This is a genomic window from Blautia argi (assembly GCF_003287895.1).
GTDB classification, from domain to species: Bacteria; Bacillota; Clostridia; order Lachnospirales; family Lachnospiraceae; genus Blautia; species Blautia argi.
This window is the reverse complement of sequence record NZ_CP030280.1, coordinates 853,914-872,894: the sequence shown is the minus strand read 5'-3', so window position 1 is coordinate 872,894 and position 18,981 is coordinate 853,914. Positions and strand designations below refer to the sequence as shown.

The window sequence follows — 18,981 nt, the reverse complement described above, 5'->3', positions numbered from 1 at the left end:
ATTTCAAGTGCATGTCCATTTGTAAAACAGAAGAAAATCAAATGTTTTCCCAAAAAAACATGCACCTTGTCACTTTTTATTCTTTTTCTTCGGAAACCGTCCCTGCCATAATTTCCCCAATAGATTTTGCAGATAATTCCTTCAGCAAAACATTCTGGATTCTTTCCAGTTCCTTATGTACTTTGCAGCCACAGTCCTCCCGGTTATGAACACAGGGCTTACCGGGATTCATACATTCAATCATATAAAAATCCGGTTCCACTGCCAGATAAATATCCAGAAGCGTCAGTTCTTCTATGGAACGCTTTAAAGCATAACCTCCATTGCTTCCCCGGAAGGATTTTACAATATCCTTCTTTTCCAGCTTCTTCAGTATTTTATATACAAATGCAGGCGTAAGCCCCTCCTGTTCACAAACCTGGTTGACACACATTTTTTCGCCTTTTGCCAGGGCGCGTACAATTCTCACACCATAATCACATTCTCTTGTAATCAGCATACTCTTTTCCCTTCTTTTGTCGTTGATTCTTCCTATATAATGATAATTATAACTATCTGTACTGTATTTATCAAGTATTTTTCGCAAGAAACACTTGCAAAATCCAGGTTTTACGGTAAAATAAAAGAGATTACGCATTAAAATTGTTTTTGATTAAGCGAGGTATGAATAAAACATGATTGCAGCAAATAATGTTACATTACGAATCGGTAAAAAAGCACTGTTTGAAGATGTCAATATTAAATTTACAGAAGGAAACTGCTATGGTCTGATTGGTGCCAACGGCGCCGGAAAATCCACATTCTTAAAAATCCTTTCCGGACAGTTGGAAACTACCAATGGAAATATCACGATTACACCGGGACAGCGTCTTTCCTTCCTGCAGCAGGATCACTTCAAATACGAATGCATTCACAGTTCTGGATACGGTCATTATGGGAAATCAACGCCTTTATGACATTATGAAGGAAAAAGAAGCTATTTACGCAAAAGAAGATTTCACAGATGAGGACGGTATCCGTGCCAGCGAACTGGAAGGGGAATTTGCAGAAATGAACGGCTGGGAAGCAGAATCTGATGCCGCTATGCTCTTAAACGGACTGGGCATTGACACAGATTTACACTATGCTCTCATGGCAGACTTAAAGGGAAGCGAAAAAGTGAAGGTGCTTCTTGCACAGGCGCTTTTTGGAAATCCGGATATCCTGCTTCTGGACGAGCCTACCAACCACCTGGATTTAGATGCCATTGAATGGCTGGAAGAATTCTTAATCAATTTTGAAAACACTGTTATTGTGGTATCCCATGACCGTTATTTCTTAAATAAGGTCTGCACCCACACCGCAGATATTGATTACGGCAAAATCCAGCTCTATGCCGGAAACTATGACTTCTGGTATGAGTCCAGCCAGCTCCTCATCAAACAGATGAAAGAAGCCAACCGCAAAAAAGAAGAAAAAATCAAAGAGCTCCAGGAATTTATTTCCCGTTTCTCTGCCAATGCTTCCAAATCCAAGCAGGCAACTTCCAGAAAACGCGCGTTGGAAAAAATCCAGTTGGATGATATGCGTCCTTCCAGCCGTAAATACCCTTACATCGACTTCCGTCCAAACCGCGAAATCGGAAACGAGGTGCTTATGGTAGAGGGTCTCTCCAAAACCATTGACGGCGTAAAAATCCTGGACAACCTGACCTTTACCCTGGGACGTGAGGATAAGGTCGCTTTTGTAGGTGGAAATGAACGTGCAAAAACTGTACTTTTCCAGATTTTAATGGGTGAAATGGAACCGGACGAAGGTACCTACAAATGGGGTGTAACCACCCACACAGGCTTACTTCCCAAAAGACAGTACAAAGGAATTTGACAATGATTTAACCATTGCAGACTGGCTCACCGGATATTCTGAAATCAAAGATGCTACTTATGTCCGCGGTTTTCTCGGACGTATGCTCTTCCCTGGCGAAGACGGGGTGAAAAAGGTCCGCGTACTTTCCGGTGGTGAAAAAGTAAGATGTCTGCTGTCCAAAATGATGATTTCCGGGGCAAACATTCTGATTTTTGACGAGCCTACCAACCATCTGGATATGGAATCCATCACTGCCTTAAACAACGGTATGATGAAATTCCCGGGCGTGATTCTCTTTGCCTCTCATGACCATCAGATTGTACAGACCACCGCAAACCGTATTATGGAAATCCTTCCAAATGGTGTGTTAATTGACAAGATTACCACTTATGACGAATATCTGGCAAGCGATGAAATGGCAAGAAAACGTCAGGTATATACCATGACAGAGGAAGACAACTAAAAGGCTTTCTTGTACTCAAAAGGCTGTGCATCAGGAATATTCATACTCCTGATGCACAAATATTGTCTATATATGGGTAGGCTTCTCTTCTCTCATTCCTATCTGCATTTTTGAATCCTTATACTCCTTTGGCGAAATCCCAAACTCTTTTTTAAACGCACGATAAAAGCTGGAATAATCCTTAAATCCAAACATGAGATATGCCCGGCTGATGCTGATATTTCCCAAAATTGCGTCCTGACAGGCAGCAAGGCGTTTTTTCATAATATACTGGTGAATGGAAATGCCGGTATTTTCTTTAAAAATATGGGCAATATGATATTTACTCACATAAAATTCCCCTGCCAGAAATTCCAGGGATAAATCCTCCTCCAGATGATCGTCAATATACTGCAGAATATTCCGATAAAGATTCTGATCCCCTTCTATTTTTCCCGGATTGTTTTTTTTCATATGCCATGCGGTTTAAATGCAGGAGCAGGTCACAGATATTAATAAAAATACGGGCCTCTTTTCCATATCTCTGCGCATGCAGCTCCTCTATCAAATGAAAAATTTTAGATTGGATTCCGGAAAATTCCACCGTACTGTTGTGATAGACGTACTGCTTTTTCTCTGCTGCACACTGCACCAGATAATAGTAATCCTCTGACATCTGGCGCAGACGCTGGTAATATTCTACGCTAATCCAGAACACAAAACGGCTGTAGGGCTGATCCTGGTCATGAATCACAGCCTTGTGGGGAATTCCCGGCGGGAGAATTACCACATCTCCCGGCTCCAGTCTGTATAGTTTGTCCCGAATCTGAATAGACACATTACCTTCCAAAAAAAAAATACATTTCATAATATTTATGTATATGACTGTCCACATTGCCCAGATGACTGTCACTGTAGTAATAAATTTCATAATCCCTTGACAGCATATACTGTCGTTTCAAAAACTCAGTTTTATAGTTTTTCTTCATTCTATGAATACTCCTTTTTCTGTACTCTGTATTTATTTTAATACAAAACCGCAACTTTTACAATATATACAACAATCTTATCAATAGGAATTTTTTTTCAGATTATCTATAATAATAACTATAAAAAATACATGCGAAAGCGAGGAACTCTACTATGGAAATGACTATGCGCTGGTACGGCAAAAAACACGACACAGTAACTCTGGAGCAGATTAAGCAGAGCTGCTATGTAAAAGGTATTATCACTACTCTTTATGACAAATTACCGGGAGAAGTATGGACACTGGACGAAATCCTGGCAATGAAGAAAGAAGTAGAAGACGCAGGGCTTCACCTGGCAGGTATTGAAAGTGTAAACGTAAGCGATGCAATTAAAACAGGTGCACCGGAAAGAGATAAAGACATTGCGGCTTATATCGAAACACTGGAAAATCTTGGAAAAGCAGATATCCACATGGTTTGTTATAACTTCATGCCTGTATTTGACTGGACAAGAACAGAGCTTGCCAGAGTAAGAGAAGACGGTACTACAGTTCTTGCTTACAATCAGGACACAGTAGACAAAATGGATCCGGACAACATGTTTGATTCTATCAAAGATAACATGAACGGCACTGTAATGCCAGGCTGGGAACCGGAACGTATGGAAAAAGTAAAAGAATTATTTGAGCTTTACAAAGATATTGATGAAGACAAGTTATTCGACAACCTGAAATATTTCCTGGAAGCAATTATGCCGGTATGTGATAAATACGACATCAACATGGCCATTCACCCAGACGATCCGTCCTGGAGCGTATTCGGACTGCCTCGTATTATCTCCTCTCAGGCAAAATTAAAACGTATGATGGAAATGGTTCCAAACAAACACAACGGCGTAACCTTCTGCATGGGATCCTACGGAACAAACCTGAACAATGACTTAATTGACACAATCCATATGTTAAAAGGCAGAATCCACTTTGCACATGTAAGAAACCTGCGTTTCAACGACGGTATGCGTGATTTTGAAGAAAGCGCTCACTTAAGCTCTGACGGAACCTTTGATATGTATGCAATCATGAAAGCGCTGCATGACACAGGCTTTGACGGACCAATCCGCCCTGACCATGGACGTATGATGTGGGGCGAAAAAGCGATGCCGGGCTACGGCTTATATGACCGCGCTCTTGGAGCTGCTTACCTGTGCGGCTTATGGGAAGCGGCTTGCAAAGAGTCCAAATAAGACCAAAATCCGATAAAAAATCATTATAAAGTTCTGTGATCGCAAAAAGCGAGGAAGGGAAAATATTATGAAATTAACTTTAGAAGGTCTGAAAAATACACAGGAATGGGAAGCAGCAGGGATTGCACTTCCTTCCTATGATGTGGAAAAAGTTGCAGAAAACACAAGAAAAGCTCCTACATGGGTACACTTTGGCGCAGGAAACATTTTCCGTATCTTTATCGGCGGACTGGCTGATACACTTCTTGCAAAAGGAGAGGCTGACAAGGGAATCACCTGTGTGGAAACCTTTGACTTTGACGTTGTAGACAAAATTTACAAACCATACGATAATCTGGTACTTGCCGTTACTTTAAAAGCAGACGGTTCTACAGATAAAAAAGTTCTTGGCTCTCTTACAGAGGCCATTAAAGCACAGTCCAATGTTCCTGAAGAATGGAATCGCTTAAAAGAAATTTTTGTAAATCCGGGACTGCAAATGATTTCCTTTACCATTACAGAAAAAGGTTATGCGTTAAAAGGCGCTGACGGAAATTTCTTCCCATTTATTCAGTCAGACATTGACAATGGTCCTGAAAAGGCAGGTTCTGCCATGGCTGTTGTATGTGCGCTGTTAAATGAACGTTACAAAACAAACAAAGCTCCTATTGCTGTAGTATCTATGGACAACTGCTCTCACAATGGTGAAAAACTGCAGAACTCCATTCTCACCATGGCAAAGGAATGGGCTGCAAAGGGCTTTGTAGAAAAAGCCTTCGTGGAATATCTGTCTGATGAAAAACAGGTTTCCTTCCCATGGTCCATGATTGATAAAATCACACCAAGACCGGCAGATTCTGTATGTGAAGATCTGGAAAAAGCAGGAGTAGAAGAAATCGCACCTGTGATTACTTCTAAAAGAACTTATATCGCACCTTTTGTAAACGCAGAAGGACCACAGTATCTGGTTATTGAGGACAAGTTCCCCAACGGAAGACCTGCCCTTGAAAAAGCTGGCGTTTACCTGACAGACCGCGATACCGTAAACAAAGTAGAGCGTATGAAGGTTACGACCTGCTTAAATCCTCTGCACACAGCTTTGGCTGTATACGGTTGTGTATTAGGCTATACCCTCATTGCAGATGAAATGAAGGACGAACAGTTAAACAAACTGGTTCATGAAATCGGTCCTGTAGAAGGCATGCCGGTTGTTACAGACCCCGGTATCCTCTCTCCTGCTGACTTTGTAGACGAAGTTATCAATGTGAGAATCCCGAATCCATTTATGCCGGATACTCCACAGCGTATTGCAACCGATACTTCACAGAAGGTTGGTATCCGTTACGGAGAAACCATTAAATCTTATGTGGCACAATATGGAGATGCAAAGAAATTAACAGCCATTCCTCTGGCGATTGCCGGCTGGTGCAGATACCTCTTAGGTGTGGACGATGAAGGAAATACTTTTGAGCGTTCCGCTGACCCAATGCTGGACGAGCTGACAAAAGCGCTGGAAGGCATTGAGGTTGGAAATCCTGCTTCCTATAAGGGACAGTTAAAATCCATTCTCTCTAATGCAAATATTTTTGGTATTGATTTATATGAAGCCGGAATCGGTGAAAGAATTGAAGAAATGTTCTTAGAAGAAATTGCCGGAAAAGGCGCAGTAAGAGCCACATTGAAAAAATATATGGCATAAACTGACAAAAATTTAAAATATACAAAAAGGCTGCTGTTCCTACAGCAGCCTTTTTTCAGACTTCCTTTCTCTCCGATCCCATATGCTTAAATTCTCTTATAATAAAGAAAATGCAAAGCACAGCAGCAATCCCGTCTGCCACCGGAGCTGCAAACATAACACCCTCGATTCCCATAAACACAGGAAGGATCAAAAGCAAAGGCAACAAAAAAATAATCTGTCTGGTAAGGGATAAAAAGACACCTTTTCCGGCTTTTCCAATGGATGTAAAAGTATTTGCCGTAATGGGCTGAATTCCATTGATAAAAGTAAAAAACATATAAATGCGAAAGAACTTTTCCGCAAACAGAAAATATTCCTCGCTTCCTGAGCCAAAGATTCCGATAATCTGCCTTGGCGCCAACTGAAACAGCAGAAACGCCACTACGGAAATTCCAATTGCTGCTGTCACTGCCTTTTTATAGGCTGCTTTTACACGGTCATACTTTCCTGCCCCGTAATTAAAGCTGATAATTGGCTGGATTCCCTGGGAAATTCCGATAACAATAGCAAAGAAAATCATTCCCACCTTGGAGATAATCCCTGCACAGGCGAGAGGTATGTCGCTTCCATAGGAAGACTGTCCCCCGTAATAAGTCAGAGTATTATTCATAACAATCTGTACAATCATCATAGCAAGCTGGTTACAAAAAGGCGCAACTCCAAGGGAAATAATGGGAAACCAAGCTGCTTTAGACGGAATCAAAGTCTTCAAAGGAATGTGAACCGTCTTAAACCGGGAAAGATATGTTAAAACCATAATTCCTGACACAACCTGTCCGATAATAGTTGCCCAAGCTGCACCTGCAATTCCCATGTCCAGTCCAAAGATAAACAGAGGATCTAAAATCGTGTTAATAACAGCCCCTGTCAACGTACAGATCATGGAAAACTTCGGACTGCCGTCTGCACGAATCAGATTACTGCCTCCGGTGGTCACAATCAAAAACGGAAATCCCAGAGAGGTGATTCCTGTGTACGTTAAGGCATATTCCAATACCTGGTCTGTAGCCCCAAACGCCAGCATCATAGGATTTAAAAAAATCTGGGCAAGAATGCAAAGCAAAATTCCCAGGGTCAGCATCATTCCAATCGCCCCTCCGGCAAATTTAACTGCTTTTTCCTTCTGATTCTTTCCCATAGAAAGGTTAAAGTTTGCAGCGCCTCCGATTCCGCACAAAAGTGAGAGCGCAGTACAGGTAATACTCAGAGGAAACGCCACATTGGTAGCTGCATTTCCCAGCATTCCCACACTTCTGCCTATAAAAAACTGGTCTACAATGTTATAAAGCGAACTTACCAGCATGGCAATAATACTGGGAACCGCAAATCTGGTAAGCAACGTGCCTATAGGTTCTGTACCTAACGGATTATTCTGATTCTTCTCCATACTTTTCCCCTTTCCTCCTCTTTTGTAATGTTTCTTCTTTTTCTTCTCTGGCATTTTGAAGCACTTCCCTGGAATGAAATGCCATCTTTTCAATTTTCTCTACCATATTCTGCTGCTCCTCCTTTGGCAGCACAGACAGTACCTGGGACCACCACTCTGCCAGAGCATTTCTTAATTGGGGAATCAACTCCTCTCCCTTTGGGGTAAGACTGATAGCATAAGACCGCCCATTTCCTGCTCCTTTTTTTCTCTGTATCAAGCCCTGCTCCTGCAGCTTTTTCATAGTTCGTACCGCCAAAGCCTCATCTACTGCCATATTTTCACACATTTCCTTCTGGCTGCTGCCCGGATAGGCAGACAGATAAAATAAAAAATTATAGCTGGAATAACCAATGCCGTATTCCTTCATCTTCTGAATCATATATTTCTGTTCTCTTCGATGGAGAATGGCAATGCTTCTTCCCAATACGCGATTTTCCATATTTCCTCCTTATTCCTGACAAGTCAACTATATTATAAAGAGATAAAATTGACTTGTCAAGAATACAGGGACATTTGAAAAGAACTGTATAAACAGGAAAAAGGCAAAGCCGCATAAAGCAGCCTCACCTTCTTCTATCGCTCTCTCCATTTGTTTTTCATGCTTCTCTCTATTTTATATTTTTCCATTTCTTTTCGCCAGTCCTGTGATAAACAGAGCAACACTGATTCCCCCGCCTAAAATCAAGGCTAACACAAAAATATTTCCGTTCACACAGTCTGTATCTGTCCAGTTTGAAAAATCTGCAAAAAGAATGGTAAGTTGTTTCTTATGCTCTATAAAATATCCGCACACATCATTCGCAAACACAGTCCATATACTGATGATTCCGACAATGAGTCCCGACTTTATCCAGACACTGACCGGAAGATATCTCGCAGTTAGAAAAATCAGCCATATGCCCACCATAAAAACAATGGCAACAATATAACCGGTTCGCATGCCTTCCATATCTCCTGCATGATTGCAAACTTCAAAAATAGTCAAAAATAACCAGAATGTATCCCATACCATCGTTATCAACGCTTTTTTGTCAGACAGTACCACAGGCAGCGTCAAATTTCTGATTACCAGAGGAAAAAGAACAATGGACAGTCCGAAAATCGTAGGTATGGACCATAAAACAAACTCCCCTCCGCCATTCATTCTGTCTACGAAAAAGAAAATCGCCAATAACGCCAAAATCCCTGTTAAAATACTTTTCACAAATCTTTTCTGCTGGGACATAAGCGGAACCACAGTCAGGGCTGCCACAAGCAGCATAGAAGCCGTCAATACTGCGAATACACCTAAATCCCCGCCGCTGCTCATGGATACGAAAAAAGTAATGACAATGGGAATGAGAAGCAGCAATGCAATCACAGCCCCGGCTTTATACGCCGCATTTCTCTCCTTTTTTGCATGTCTTTCCAGCACACTCTCGGATTCCTTTTTCAGAAGCGTATCAAAGGTGTTATTTTTCAATTCTGCATATGTTTTCTGACATTTCTCACAATCGGCCAAATGCTGTTCCACGAACTCTTTGCTTGCCTGGGTGCAGGCGTCGTCATAGTAAAGAGGCAGTAAATCCTGCACAATTTCACATTCCTGAAACTTATTTTTATTCATTCTCCTCAATCCTTTCCTGAATTTTTATTCTTGCCCTGTGGTAAGTAACTCTTGCCCAGTTTTCTGTTTTGCCGAAAATATACCCGATTTGGGAGAATGGCAATTCTCCAAAAACTCTCAGCTGAAATACTTCCTTATAGGGCTCCTGCAGTTCGTGAAGAACAAGATGAATCCGAAGAGCAGTATCTTTATCTTCTGCCTCTGCTTCTATATCTACAGACGCTGCCGAAGCCACTTCATCTAATTCTCCGGTTTTTGCATTCCTCCTGCATTCATCAATCGCCAAATTCTTTGCAATCCCACACAACCAGGTCAGTTCCTTTGACTTTCCTTCAAATTTCTTTTTGGCTGTCATGGCTTTGAAAAAGGTATTTTGTGTTATCTCTTCCGCAAGAGACTGATTTTTCACCATTGTCATGACATAAGAATATACCTGCAGGTAATAGGAATGATATAATTTTTCGTAATTCAGAACTGCTCACCTCCTTTTACATAGGTTAGACGGGGAAAGGACGAATTCGTTACAAAAATTTTAAAATTTATTTTAAGGTAAAATACAAATACTCCATATAGAACTCCTGAAACTCTTTATCTCCTCCCAGATTAATCTCCTGTACCATATCGGTCAGTTTCCGTAGCTTTTTCCATTCTGCATTTTGAAATAAAAGCTTCTTTGCTCCTGCAAGCGCAGTATTTCCCACAGGTTTTATTTTTCTTGATAATTCTCTCGGAAGCATACCTATTCCTATAGCCTTTTCTACGTTTACATAATAGCCAAAGCCTCCTGACAGGTATACATTTTCTATATCTTTATAGGTACTGCCAAACCTCTTCAAAAGTACTTCAATCCCTGCTCTCACTGCTGATTTTGCCAGTTGAATCTCCCGAATATCTTTTTGATTTATTACAATAGGATTTTTTCCCCTTTGTTCATCTAAAAGAAATCCATTATCAAAGTACGGCTCCTCTAAAAGCCCTGTTTCGTCTATTATCGCTTCCTTCACCAACTCAAAAACAGCCTCTAAAACCCCACTTCCACAAATACCAAGTGGCTCTTTTCCATCAATGGTTTCCAGTGATTCTATTTTTCTTCCCTTCATATCCACCTTACAAATTGCACCCGGAACACTTCCTATACCGCATGAAATGTTTCCTCCTTCAAAAGCCGGACCTGCTGCAACAGAAGTTACCAATATCTTTTCCCTGTTACCGATTGCCATTTCTCCATTTGTTCCCAAATCAATAAACAAATTTGTTCCCTCTTTTTTCTGCATTTGACAGTAATATAATCCAGCCGTAATATCTCCGCCTACAAAAGCAGAAAATCCGGGGATAATTTTCACAGAACACTTTAAACCGCTATTTGGAAATAATTTCTCACTGTCTGTCCTGACTGCCCCTGTGTTTACCGGAATAAAGGGTGCCACACCTAACGTTTCACAGGAATATCCCAATAATAAATGTATCATGGTTGTATTTCCGGAAATTATAATTTCCTCTACTTTTTCTTTTAAAATATCCGCTTTTCCTATCAGTTCTGAAAATCCCACTTCTAACGCTTCTTCTATTTTCTTTTGCAGCTGTTCTCCCCAGCCATGATTTGCTGCATCTATTCTTGACATAACATCTGCACCATAGGAACGCTGAGGGTTTAATCCTGTATAAGCGGATATGGATTCTTTCTTGCTCTTTTCCAAAAGCTGCATAGCTATCGTAGTTGTTCCTATATCTACTGCAATTCCGAAATCTGAATCTTTCCTGTATGCAGTTCCATTATAAGGTTTTTCTTCTGTTTCTGCTACCACTTTTATTTTTTGTTCTTTTTGCATATACAACTGAATCACCGCTGTTTCTCTGGGATAAGCTGTACAGGCAAGACGGTATCCGTCTTCTAACTCTTTTTCTGAAAAAGTTTTACGGTCTTTATCTGAAGGCTCTGTTTTTCCCTTGAGAAATTTAATTTTACATTTTCCGCAAATACCCTTTCCCCCACAAAGGGCGCTGATTTCTGCATTTGCCAGAAGTAATGCCTGCATAATACTCTTTTTTTCCTCACATAATATCTGATACTGCTTCTCTTCCTCTAAAACTGTTATTCTTATCATCTTATTTTCCTTAACCTGCATTTCAAATTTTTACATGCTTTACAGTCATGATCTACCTTTTGCAAACAAATATCCTCTGTCAATACAAATACAAGACAAATTGTTTTAATCGGAAAGAACATCATACCTTTTGAAAGCTGTATACCCAATTTTTCTGTATTTGTAAAAGACATCACTCTTTTGTGTACTGACATCGGAATATCTGCCGGCGCTTCCAATCGCCTTTCAATACCAAGATTTCTTTTTCTGCACTCTTTTATCAGAATTTTTTTCCATTCTTCTTCCATGGTAAACAAACAGGAATCTGCCATTGCATCTATTAACATTCCTCTCAGATAATCTCCTCTCTGAAATTCCTGCACACTGAATCTGCTGATTTCCTCTCCGAGCGTATACAAAACAACTGCTACGGGTGTTTCTTTTTCCAGCTTTAATTCCGGTATGATTTCTTCTGCCTTATAAAATTGAATACACCCTTTTGGACAAATAGACGCCTCTGCCTGAGAAAAAACTTCCTGGTAAATTCCTTCTGTTTCCTCGTAAACCGGACTGTCTGGAAAACATTGCAATATTTCCATAGTCAAATGTTTATCTATTCTTTTTCTCTGTCCTTCTAAATATATTTCTTTCATCATATCTCTTTCTCATACTTTCTTAATATAGAGAAAAGGAACTGACTCTGCATTTGCAGGACAGTTCCTTTTCTTTTACATGCAAAGGTTTTATTTGTTTTGATGGTAATATTCTTCCACCCCGTCGAAAAAAGCCTGAATATTATCCCAGCTTGAAAGAGGGGGAATATCACACCCGGAAGAAATAATGAAATTTGGATAGGAGCTGCATTTTTCTAAAAGCTCCATGGTCGCCTCTTTTACTTTGTCAGGCGTACCATTTCTGAAATATCCTGCCGGATCCAAATTTCCCATTATAAGAAGTTCACAAGGCGCTTTTTGCAGCATTTCTTCCATATCTATGGAGTTCCCAAAATGCAGTACCTTACAGCCATTCTTTGAAATAGAATCAATCTGCTGAATGGTACAGTTCCCACAATTATGATAAATCACAATAAAATCATCCGTCTGGGTTGCGTCTACTATTTTCTTTACATAGGCACTGGAAAATTCTTCTTCAAGAGCGGGGGAAAGCAAACCTGCCAGAGGCTCTGCCATCACAACTCCATTTGCTCCTGCTGCTTTATATGCATTAATATAATTAATCAGGAAACCGGAAGCTTTTTCCAAAACTGTATGTACCATATCCGGCTCATCATAGCAATAAATCATTGCCTCTGTAACGTCCATCAGGCGCCCTGCCAGAGAAAAAGGGCCAATCACACCTGCAAACACAGGTCTGTCTTCTATAAGTTTTACCGCTTTCTCAATAGCGTCTACATAAATCTGGGTTCTTCCTGCTCCTATTTCGGGGATTTCCAATGCTTCTGCCTCTTCTTCGCTGTTCACAATACTTCCAATAATTGTCGGAACCTCATCATCAGCAAAACGCACAGAAGAACCAAACGCCTCTGCCTCCAGAGAAAGATCCATCATACTGACAGAAGCCAATGCTTCTGGTGTAGAATCTGCCACTATTTTCATAGCTTCTGCCTGCAGGTCACTGGAACTTACCAGTTCCTTTACTGTAATTCCCATTTTTTGAATAGCAGGAAAAGATAGCACCAAAAATCCCTTTTTTTCCTTTGTATTTTTCAGCTCTTCAACCCATTTTTTCATATCCTGTTTCATAGGTTTTTCTCCTTTTCTTTACGCTGCTGTTACTGCGCGTTTTGCCACTTCTGCTGCCGTTGCTGCATCAGGGGTATAATAATCTGCGCCAATTTCTTCTGCAAATTCTTCGTTTACCGGTGCGCCGCCAACCATAACAATATATTTATCTCTTACATTTTTTTCTTTTAATAAATCAATATTTTCTTTCATTTTTCCCATGGTAGTAGTAAGGAGTGCAGACATACAGATAATATCTGCGTTTTCCTCCTCTGCTTTCTGAAGGAAGGTTTCCGGAGCCACGTCAATTCCAATATCCACCACGTCAAAGCCTGCACCTTTTAACATCATTACTACCAGGTTTTTTCCAATATCATGCAAATCGCCCTGCACAGTCCCCACAATTGCTTTTCCAATCGGTTCATTTCCAACCTCAATAAGCTTTGGTTCCAAAATAGACAGCCCTGCATTCAAAGCTCTGGCTGCTACCAGCACCTCTGGTACAAATACTTCATTTCTTTTAAATCTTCCTCCGATAACTGTCATTCCTGAAAGCAAACCTTCATTTAAAATATCTTTTGGATTTACTCCTTCTTCCAAAGCCTGCTGTACCAATGCTTTTACATTCTTGGCTCTTCCTTTTTGTAAATATTCTGAAATTTCATTTAAAATAGACATGATTTTTCCTCCTGTATTTTCATGTAACTGCTTAGTTTTTAGCCTGGTGCCTCTTTTGGGCATTTTCAATCTGAACCTTCATCATGGTTTTTCCGTCCAGTGGATAGAATTTCATCGAAATCAGGGAAACCACATGACACACCGCCGGAATCACAAACATACAGATTAACAGGGTTGTCCTTAGGGTTCCTTCTGCCGGAACATTTGGTGTGATAACCTTATCCCCATATCCGGCAATGGCAAGAGCTACTCCTAAAATGAAGGTACTCAAAGAAGAAACAAATTTATCTGCAAAGGAAAAGAGGCTTCCTACCATTCCCGGAATATATCTTCCGGTTCTGTACAATTCATAATCTGCACAATCTGCAATCATCGGATTTGACAAATAAACCGATACTGTTGCTGCTGCTCTTTCCAGCATAATCATAATCAGCAGTGGCATTCCGTAATTTGCATCTGGACGTAAAAGCAAAATTCCACCAATGCAGATTAAAGAACATACATTGGAAATCACATAAATTTTTTTCATGCCTTTCTTTCTGGCAATAATCGGTCCTACTGTAGATGCGAGAATCGTAGGAATAATTGCTGCTGTTGCCAGTGTTCCCTGCAAGGAACTGTTTACCAGAATATTGGCATAAAAATATACTACTGTAGAATTGTAAATCATCCAGCCGATTTTCTCTGTATTTGCAGAAATCATAAGATAGCGAAGTCCTTTGTTTCCAACCAGAATCCTTCCGAATTCTTTAAAGGAAAATTTAGCATCATTCTTCTGACCAAAACCAAAGTATTCTGTTCTGTCTTTTTCCCAAATTCCCAAGATAGCAAGCACAGTAAAAAATATCTGAATTCCTACTGCAATAAACACGATCTTCTGCCATACAACAGGATTTAAAAGTCCGCCCTCATATTTTGGTGCCAGCATAGTTGTCAGGAAAAAGCTCAGTCCTGCATTCACCAAAGAAGAAGCAATACTGTCGGAAATTGTAAAGACAGGTCTTTGTTCCGGGTCATTTGTAATCGCAGTTTGTCCACCCTTAGTAACACAGGTCTGACATGTATATCCAATAACATACAATGCATAAAATCCAATGATATAAATCAACTTTGCCACAGACGGAAGTGTGCTGGGACAAAAGAAGATTGCTATCATAGACACATTCATAATGACAGAACCAATCACCATATAAGGTCTGTATTTACCAAATTTTCCATCTGTCTTATCTATCAGGAATCCTACAATAGGGTCTGTAAGTGCATCAAAAACCCTCATGCCTGTGGCAATTCCCCCCACCAGTACAGACGCCATTCCTAAAATATTTTGTGTAAAAACCATAAAAAATGCCATCATGGCTAAATTTGTATTTGTTGCAGAATTGTTAAAAGAAAAAAATACAACCTGCCACAATTTTGCTCTGTTAATGTCTTTTTTATTATTTTCCATTACTCTTCCCAAATCCTTTTCTTATTCGTATTTTGCTGCTGCCCTAGCTCCCTTTAATAAAGCCTTTACATTTTCCAAAGGTGTTCCTACTTCCAGATAATCGGAACATGCAAATATATAGTGGCCGTTTTTCTTACCTGTCATCATTTGTTTATATGCCCTCTCTTCTACCTGCTCCGGTGTTGCCTCTTTCAAGAAATGTACCTGGTCGAAATTTCCGGACAGAATTAAATCCTCTCCAAAATATTCCTTGGCTTCTGCCAAAATGCTATCTCCCTGAGGAGCTTCTGCAACCGTTTCCCATACTGTAATCCCCAGTTTTTTATATTCAGGATAAAGAACCTTGGCATTTCCACAATTGTGATAAATCGTAGGTTTGCCTGCTTTTATCAAAACATCTAAAGCTCTTCTTTCATAAGGAAGCACATATTCATCAAAATAATCGGCTCCCATAATCGCACCATTTGCAATATTTCCCTGAATGCCCACAGCATCAAAGGCACTTTTTGCATAAATTTCATGTTCCTCTGCAACCATGTCTGTAAAGAAATTCATATATTCTTCATAATATTCCTCATCTGCCAGCGCATCACAAAGCATGTCTTGTACATTCATGTAAGTAGAAACCAGATTATAAACACCCCCAATAGACCATGGACATGTAATTCCCAAATCACCTACTTCTTTTCTTGCAATTTCGCCCTGTTGGATAATATATTCCTCATCTTCTTTTGAATGTTTTGGACAATTTTTCTTAAAGGCAGCAAAATCCTCTTCGTCTTTGATTAAGTATTCCACTGTGCTGAAGTGAATACCTGTCAGTATATTCTCATTATAAGGAGCTGCTTCTACCTGTTCCATAGTTCTTTCTGGAGTTACAATCCGGGTTCTTCTGACATAGTTATCTCCTTCTCTTGCTTCCTTTACAGATACCTGCCAGTTTTCTTCGCTTCTTTGTAAAAAATATGGGATTGCATTAATATATTGTCTGGTAATCAGATCAAATCCCAGCTCTTTTGCCAACTGGACAGCGTCATAAAGTCTGCTGGTATCTTTCTTATCAAAATAGTAAGAAAGATACTCCTCCTGTACAAACGGGCTTACCGGTACCTCATCCGGTATTTCTCCTCTTAATACACATAATAATCGTTCTCTTGCGTTCATTTTCTGTTCTCCTCTCTTATAAAACTTTTAATGTTTTTCATTTCTTCTTCTGTCATTGGTTTGTTTGTGGTATGTTCCATATTCCGGTTTTCTGTAATTAAAACCTTGCTTTGTTCTGTCAGAATAAGTACATGAGGTTCTCCGCATTCCACCATATACATCTTATCCTGTTCCAGCCTTTGCTTTTTTAATTGTCCGTCTTGCTGCTGTACGACAAGGTATCCTGTTCCCTGCAATAACGTAAATGTTTCCTGTGAGTCCATATGCATACCCCATTGAGTTGCAGCCCTCATACCATTTACAGCCTCTTCATACACGTGATAAGCAATTCTCCAGTTCTCACTTTCAAACAGCACACCAAATCCCTTTTTCCCTTCTAAGCTATATTCTTTCATCGCTCCCTCCATTTTTATAACGTTTTTCTATATTGTTTTACTAAAACGTTTTATTTATTTTAAGAATATACTCCATTTTCTCTTTTGTCAATAAGTTGTTTTATTTTCTACACTTGTGTTAAATATAGCTTCTCTGATTTATTAAATTTGCACAAAAAAAAACTGGATAACCTTTTTACAAAAATTATCCAGTATCAAAACTTTGCCCTGATTGTTTGTTTTTTATGAAATATAAAAAGAATAATTATTTTTCATCACAATTCCCACAGGCAGATAAATATTTTTCTCTTCCAATTCTGAGCTTGCTAAATAACGGTAAAGAACCTCCACCGCTTCCCTTCCCTGCTCCACTGTTGATTGATAAATAGATGCCTTAATAATTCCTTTTTGAAAATATTCCTCCAATTCATAAAATACGTCTGTCCCAATAAGGCACACATCCGTACGATTCATTTCCTCTAAGACCTTACATATAGAATAGGTATTTCGTGCCGTGCAGGAAAAAATACCCGCTATAGATTCCTCCTGAAGCAGCTTGCGGCAAGGGTCAGCAATTTCATTGCTGCCGAATCCTTCTACTAAAAGCAAACGTCTGGAATCACCATGTTTTTTTTCATATTCAAGAAAACCTTCTGCATAGTTTCTATTGCTGTATATTCCTTTATTTCCAGTCAAAACTATGATTTTTCCGTCCTTTTTTTCACACACTAAATCCAGAAATTCAGCGGCCAATGCCCCTGCAATCTCATGTTTGATTCTCAGGCTGCAAAGACAGCCATGCTTTTCACTATAACTTGAAACAGCAACTACCATAATTCCCTGTTTTTGAAAACGCCTTACCCACATTCCGGTTTCATCATCATCGACTACTGTCACGATGCCTCCAACCTCTCTTAAATCAGAATCAAATAATTCCTGCAGTGCTAAGGAAATTTTACTCAAACCATATTCAGATTCTATATAACGAAATTCCACTTTATATTCTTTCAGCTTTTCTGCTGCTTCTTTAACACCTTTCCAAATTCCCCTGAAAAAAAATCTTTCATCGCCTTCACACTTTGGCAATACCACCACAATCACCATTGGTTTACGGTTCATAGACGCCGCCACTGTATTAATCTGGTAATTTGTCCGTTCAATCTCAGCCAGCACTCTCTGTCTGGTTTCTTCCCCTACTCCTTCTTTTCCATAAATCACCCGGTGTACAGTTCCTAAAGATACCCCTGTATTCTGTGCAATTTCTTTAATCGTTACTTTTTTATTTTTCATATAATCCTCCAGACTTCCACCTTAAAACGGTGTCCCATCCAAATCATACGGTGTGCACTGGTACACGTAATAATTCAGCCAGTTGGTATACAGATTATTCGCATGAGATCTCCACAAAAGCAAAGGTTTATTCTCTGCATTATCCCCAGGATAATATCCTTTTGGCATATCAATGGGCAGACCTTTTCCTAAATCCCTCTTATACTCTCCGTCCAGAGTAACACGGTCATATTCCGGATGCCCCATGACGAAAATCTGCCTTCCCTCTTTTGCCATAGCCAGAAATACTCCTGCCTCTTCGGACTCTGCCAGCACCGTAAGTTCCGGACAGTTATGGATATCTTCTGCACGAACCTCTGTGTGACGGGAATGCGGCGCCAGAAACACATCATCAAATCCACGTACCAGAGGAATTTTCCGGTTCTGCACCTTATGGGCAAAAAGCCCAAACACTTTATGATCCATCTGATGTTTTTGCAGACCATAATGATAGTACAGTCCTGCCTGGGCTGCCCAGCACAGGTAAATCGTAGAGGTCACATTATGTTTGCTCCACTCCATAATTTCTTTCATTTCTTCCCAGTAATCCACCTCTTCAAACTCCATCTGTTCTACCGGTGCTCCTGTAATGATCATCCCATCAAACTTGTGGGCTTTTACTTCCTCAAAGGTCTGATAAAATTTGTTTAAATGGCTGGTAGCTGTATTCTTGGCTGTATGGCTGCTGACCATCATAAAAGAAACATCTACCTGTAAAGGCGTATTAGACAGAGAACGCAGAAGCTGCAGCTCTGTTTCCTCCTTTAATGGCATCAGGTTTAAAATCAAAATCTGTATAGGACGAATATCCTGATGCACAGCTCTTTTTTCGTCCATAACAAAAATATTTTCCTTTTCCAGAATCTCCTTTACAGGCAAATCACTCTGTATTTTAATCGGCATTTCT

Annotated in this window: 19 protein-coding genes and 1 pseudogene; 3 read left to right on the top strand and 17 right to left on the bottom strand. The window is 40.0% G+C overall.

Translation table 11 applies throughout. The features are described 5' to 3' along the window. Nucleotides 1-76 precede the first annotated feature (76 nt). Nucleotides 77-499, bottom strand: coding sequence for an RrF2 family transcriptional regulator (locus DQQ01_RS04355; protein WP_111918703.1), 423 nt, complete (start codon nt 497-499; stop codon nt 77-79). A 175-nt stretch (nt 500-674) separates the two neighbouring features. On the opposite strand from DQQ01_RS04355, the pseudogene DQQ01_RS18060 reads away from it, so the two are divergent. Continuing rightward, a pseudogene (locus tag DQQ01_RS18060) lies at nt 675-2,308 on the top strand (ABC-F family ATP-binding cassette domain-containing protein). A 66-nt stretch (nt 2,309-2,374) separates the two neighbouring features. On the opposite strand, the gene DQQ01_RS17205 reads toward DQQ01_RS18060, so the two are convergent. The 3 genes from DQQ01_RS17205 to DQQ01_RS17195 are packed head-to-tail and all read right to left on the bottom strand — an operon-like array spanning nt 2,375 to nt 3,276. Further along, nucleotides 2,375-2,638 (bottom strand): helix-turn-helix domain-containing protein, encoded by a 264-nt coding sequence (locus tag DQQ01_RS17205; RefSeq protein WP_334293937.1) that lies wholly within the window; start codon nt 2,636-2,638, stop codon nt 2,375-2,377. Nucleotides 2,639-2,690: 52 nt separating this feature from the next. Then, nucleotides 2,691-3,125: an AraC family ligand binding domain-containing protein gene (locus tag DQQ01_RS17200; RefSeq protein WP_330407638.1), complete on the bottom strand. Its 435-nt coding sequence runs from the start codon at nt 3,123-3,125 to the stop codon at nt 2,691-2,693. Between the two features lies 1 nt (nt 3,126). Then, nucleotides 3,127-3,276 (bottom strand): hypothetical protein, encoded by a 150-nt coding sequence (locus DQQ01_RS17195; RefSeq protein WP_330407637.1) that lies wholly within the window; start codon nt 3,274-3,276, stop codon nt 3,127-3,129. Nucleotides 3,277-3,430: 154 nt separating this feature from the next. Between DQQ01_RS17195 and uxuA the strand changes: the two genes are divergently transcribed. Further along, a complete protein-coding gene (gene uxuA / locus DQQ01_RS04340; protein ID WP_111918701.1) occupies nt 3,431-4,501 on the top strand; it encodes a mannonate dehydratase in 1,071 nt (356 codons plus the stop codon). A 67-nt stretch (nt 4,502-4,568) separates the two neighbouring features. Continuing rightward, entirely contained in the window at nt 4,569-6,179 is a 1,611-nt protein-coding gene (locus tag DQQ01_RS04335; RefSeq protein ID WP_111918699.1) for a mannitol dehydrogenase family protein, read from the top strand. Nucleotides 6,180-6,234: 55 nt separating this feature from the next. On the opposite strand, the gene DQQ01_RS04330 is transcribed toward DQQ01_RS04335, so the two are convergent. The 13 genes from DQQ01_RS04330 to metA form a co-directional block, all read right to left on the bottom strand. Then, nucleotides 6,235-7,608: an MATE family efflux transporter gene (locus DQQ01_RS04330; RefSeq protein WP_111918697.1), complete on the bottom strand. Its 1,374-nt coding sequence runs from the start codon at nt 7,606-7,608 to the stop codon at nt 6,235-6,237. Continuing rightward, the gene (locus DQQ01_RS04325; protein WP_111918695.1) at nt 7,589-8,089 is read right to left on the bottom strand and encodes a MarR family winged helix-turn-helix transcriptional regulator; all 501 of its coding nucleotides are present in this window, start codon (nt 8,087-8,089) and stop codon (nt 7,589-7,591) included. Before DQQ01_RS04325 ends, DQQ01_RS04330 begins: the two co-directional genes overlap by 20 nt. A gap of 174 nt (nt 8,090-8,263) precedes the next feature. Next, nucleotides 8,264-9,256 (bottom strand): zf-HC2 domain-containing protein, encoded by a 993-nt coding sequence (locus DQQ01_RS04320; protein ID WP_111918693.1) that lies wholly within the window; start codon nt 9,254-9,256, stop codon nt 8,264-8,266. Beyond that, nucleotides 9,249-9,674 carry an RNA polymerase sigma factor gene (locus DQQ01_RS04315; protein ID WP_242980573.1) on the bottom strand — a complete coding sequence of 142 codons (426 nt, stop codon included), beginning with the start codon at nt 9,672-9,674 and terminating at the stop codon, nt 9,249-9,251. The genes DQQ01_RS04320 and DQQ01_RS04315 overlap by 8 nt, the downstream gene beginning before the upstream one ends. 121 nt (nt 9,675-9,795) lie before the next feature. Next, nucleotides 9,796-11,361 carry an ASKHA domain-containing protein gene (locus DQQ01_RS04310; RefSeq protein ID WP_162624240.1) on the bottom strand — a complete coding sequence of 522 codons (1,566 nt, stop codon included), beginning with the start codon at nt 11,359-11,361 and terminating at the stop codon, nt 9,796-9,798. After that, nucleotides 11,358-11,996, bottom strand: a complete 639-nt coding sequence (locus DQQ01_RS04305) for a hypothetical protein (RefSeq protein WP_111918687.1) — start codon at nt 11,994-11,996, stop codon at nt 11,358-11,360. The genes DQQ01_RS04310 and DQQ01_RS04305 overlap by 4 nt, the downstream gene beginning before the upstream one ends. 87 nt (nt 11,997-12,083) lie before the next feature. Continuing rightward, nucleotides 12,084-13,103 carry a uroporphyrinogen decarboxylase family protein gene (locus DQQ01_RS04300; protein WP_111918685.1) on the bottom strand — a complete coding sequence of 340 codons (1,020 nt, stop codon included), beginning with the start codon at nt 13,101-13,103 and terminating at the stop codon, nt 12,084-12,086. Between the two features lie 18 nt (nt 13,104-13,121). Continuing rightward, nucleotides 13,122-13,760, bottom strand: a complete 639-nt coding sequence (locus tag DQQ01_RS04295; RefSeq protein ID WP_111918683.1) for a cobalamin B12-binding domain-containing protein — start codon at nt 13,758-13,760, stop codon at nt 13,122-13,124. A gap of 31 nt (nt 13,761-13,791) precedes the next feature. After that, nucleotides 13,792-15,207: an MFS transporter gene (locus DQQ01_RS04290; protein ID WP_111918681.1), complete on the bottom strand. Its 1,416-nt coding sequence runs from the start codon at nt 15,205-15,207 to the stop codon at nt 13,792-13,794. Nucleotides 15,208-15,228: 21 nt separating this feature from the next. Then, nucleotides 15,229-16,371, bottom strand: coding sequence for a uroporphyrinogen decarboxylase family protein (locus tag DQQ01_RS04285; protein WP_111918679.1), 1,143 nt, complete (start codon nt 16,369-16,371; stop codon nt 15,229-15,231). After that, complete coding sequence (locus DQQ01_RS04280; RefSeq protein ID WP_111918677.1) at nt 16,368-16,766, bottom strand: hypothetical protein; 399 nt, start codon at nt 16,764-16,766, stop codon at nt 16,368-16,370. The genes DQQ01_RS04285 and DQQ01_RS04280 overlap by 4 nt, the downstream gene beginning before the upstream one ends. 222 nt (nt 16,767-16,988) lie before the next feature. Beyond that, on the bottom strand, nt 16,989-18,035 hold the full coding sequence (locus tag DQQ01_RS04275; RefSeq protein WP_111918675.1) for a substrate-binding domain-containing protein: 1,047 nt from the start codon (nt 18,033-18,035) through the stop codon (nt 16,989-16,991). A 21-nt stretch (nt 18,036-18,056) separates the two neighbouring features. Further along, nucleotides 18,057-18,977 carry a homoserine O-acetyltransferase MetA gene (metA, locus tag DQQ01_RS04270; RefSeq protein WP_111918673.1) on the bottom strand — a complete coding sequence of 307 codons (921 nt, stop codon included), beginning with the start codon at nt 18,975-18,977 and terminating at the stop codon, nt 18,057-18,059. Nucleotides 18,978-18,981 lie beyond the last annotated feature (4 nt).

Excerpts from the sequence above, each read along its gene's own strand:
- DQQ01_RS04330 (WP_111918697.1), bottom strand. The coding sequence starts at position 7,608 with ATGGAGAAGAATCAGAATAATCCGTTAGGTACAGAACCTATAGGCACG.
- DQQ01_RS04320 (WP_111918693.1), bottom strand. The coding sequence starts at position 9,256 with ATGAATAAAAATAAGTTTCAGGAATGTGAAATTGTGCAGGATTTACTG.
- DQQ01_RS04310 (WP_162624240.1), bottom strand. The coding sequence starts at position 11,361 with ATGATAAGAATAACAGTTTTAGAGGAAGAGAAGCAGTATCAGATATTA.
- DQQ01_RS04285 (WP_111918679.1), bottom strand. The coding sequence starts at position 16,371 with ATGAACGCAAGAGAACGATTATTATGTGTATTAAGAGGAGAAATACCG.
- metA (WP_111918673.1), bottom strand. The coding sequence starts at position 18,977 with ATGCCGATTAAAATACAGAGTGATTTGCCTGTAAAGGAGATTCTGGAA.
- DQQ01_RS04325 (WP_111918695.1), bottom strand. The coding sequence starts at position 8,089 with ATGGAAAATCGCGTATTGGGAAGAAGCATTGCCATTCTCCATCGAAGA.
- DQQ01_RS04335 (WP_111918699.1), top strand. The coding sequence starts at position 4,569 with ATGAAATTAACTTTAGAAGGTCTGAAAAATACACAGGAATGGGAAGCA.
- DQQ01_RS04275 (WP_111918675.1), bottom strand. The coding sequence starts at position 18,035 with ATGAAAAATAAAAAAGTAACGATTAAAGAAATTGCACAGAATACAGGG.
- DQQ01_RS17195 (WP_330407637.1), bottom strand. The coding sequence starts at position 3,276 with ATGAAGAAAAACTATAAAACTGAGTTTTTGAAACGACAGTATATGCTG.
- DQQ01_RS04355 (WP_111918703.1), bottom strand. The coding sequence starts at position 499 with ATGCTGATTACAAGAGAATGTGATTATGGTGTGAGAATTGTACGCGCC.
- DQQ01_RS04300 (WP_111918685.1), bottom strand. The coding sequence starts at position 13,103 with ATGAAACAGGATATGAAAAAATGGGTTGAAGAGCTGAAAAATACAAAG.
- DQQ01_RS04290 (WP_111918681.1), bottom strand. The coding sequence starts at position 15,207 with ATGGAAAATAATAAAAAAGACATTAACAGAGCAAAATTGTGGCAGGTT.
- DQQ01_RS04315 (WP_242980573.1), bottom strand. The coding sequence starts at position 9,674 with ATGACAATGGTGAAAAATCAGTCTCTTGCGGAAGAGATAACACAAAAT.
- DQQ01_RS04295 (WP_111918683.1), bottom strand. The coding sequence starts at position 13,760 with ATGTCTATTTTAAATGAAATTTCAGAATATTTACAAAAAGGAAGAGCC.
- DQQ01_RS04305 (WP_111918687.1), bottom strand. The coding sequence starts at position 11,996 with ATGATGAAAGAAATATATTTAGAAGGACAGAGAAAAAGAATAGATAAA.
- uxuA (WP_111918701.1), top strand. The coding sequence starts at position 3,431 with ATGGAAATGACTATGCGCTGGTACGGCAAAAAACACGACACAGTAACT.
- DQQ01_RS04280 (WP_111918677.1), bottom strand. The coding sequence starts at position 16,766 with ATGAAAGAATATAGCTTAGAAGGGAAAAAGGGATTTGGTGTGCTGTTT.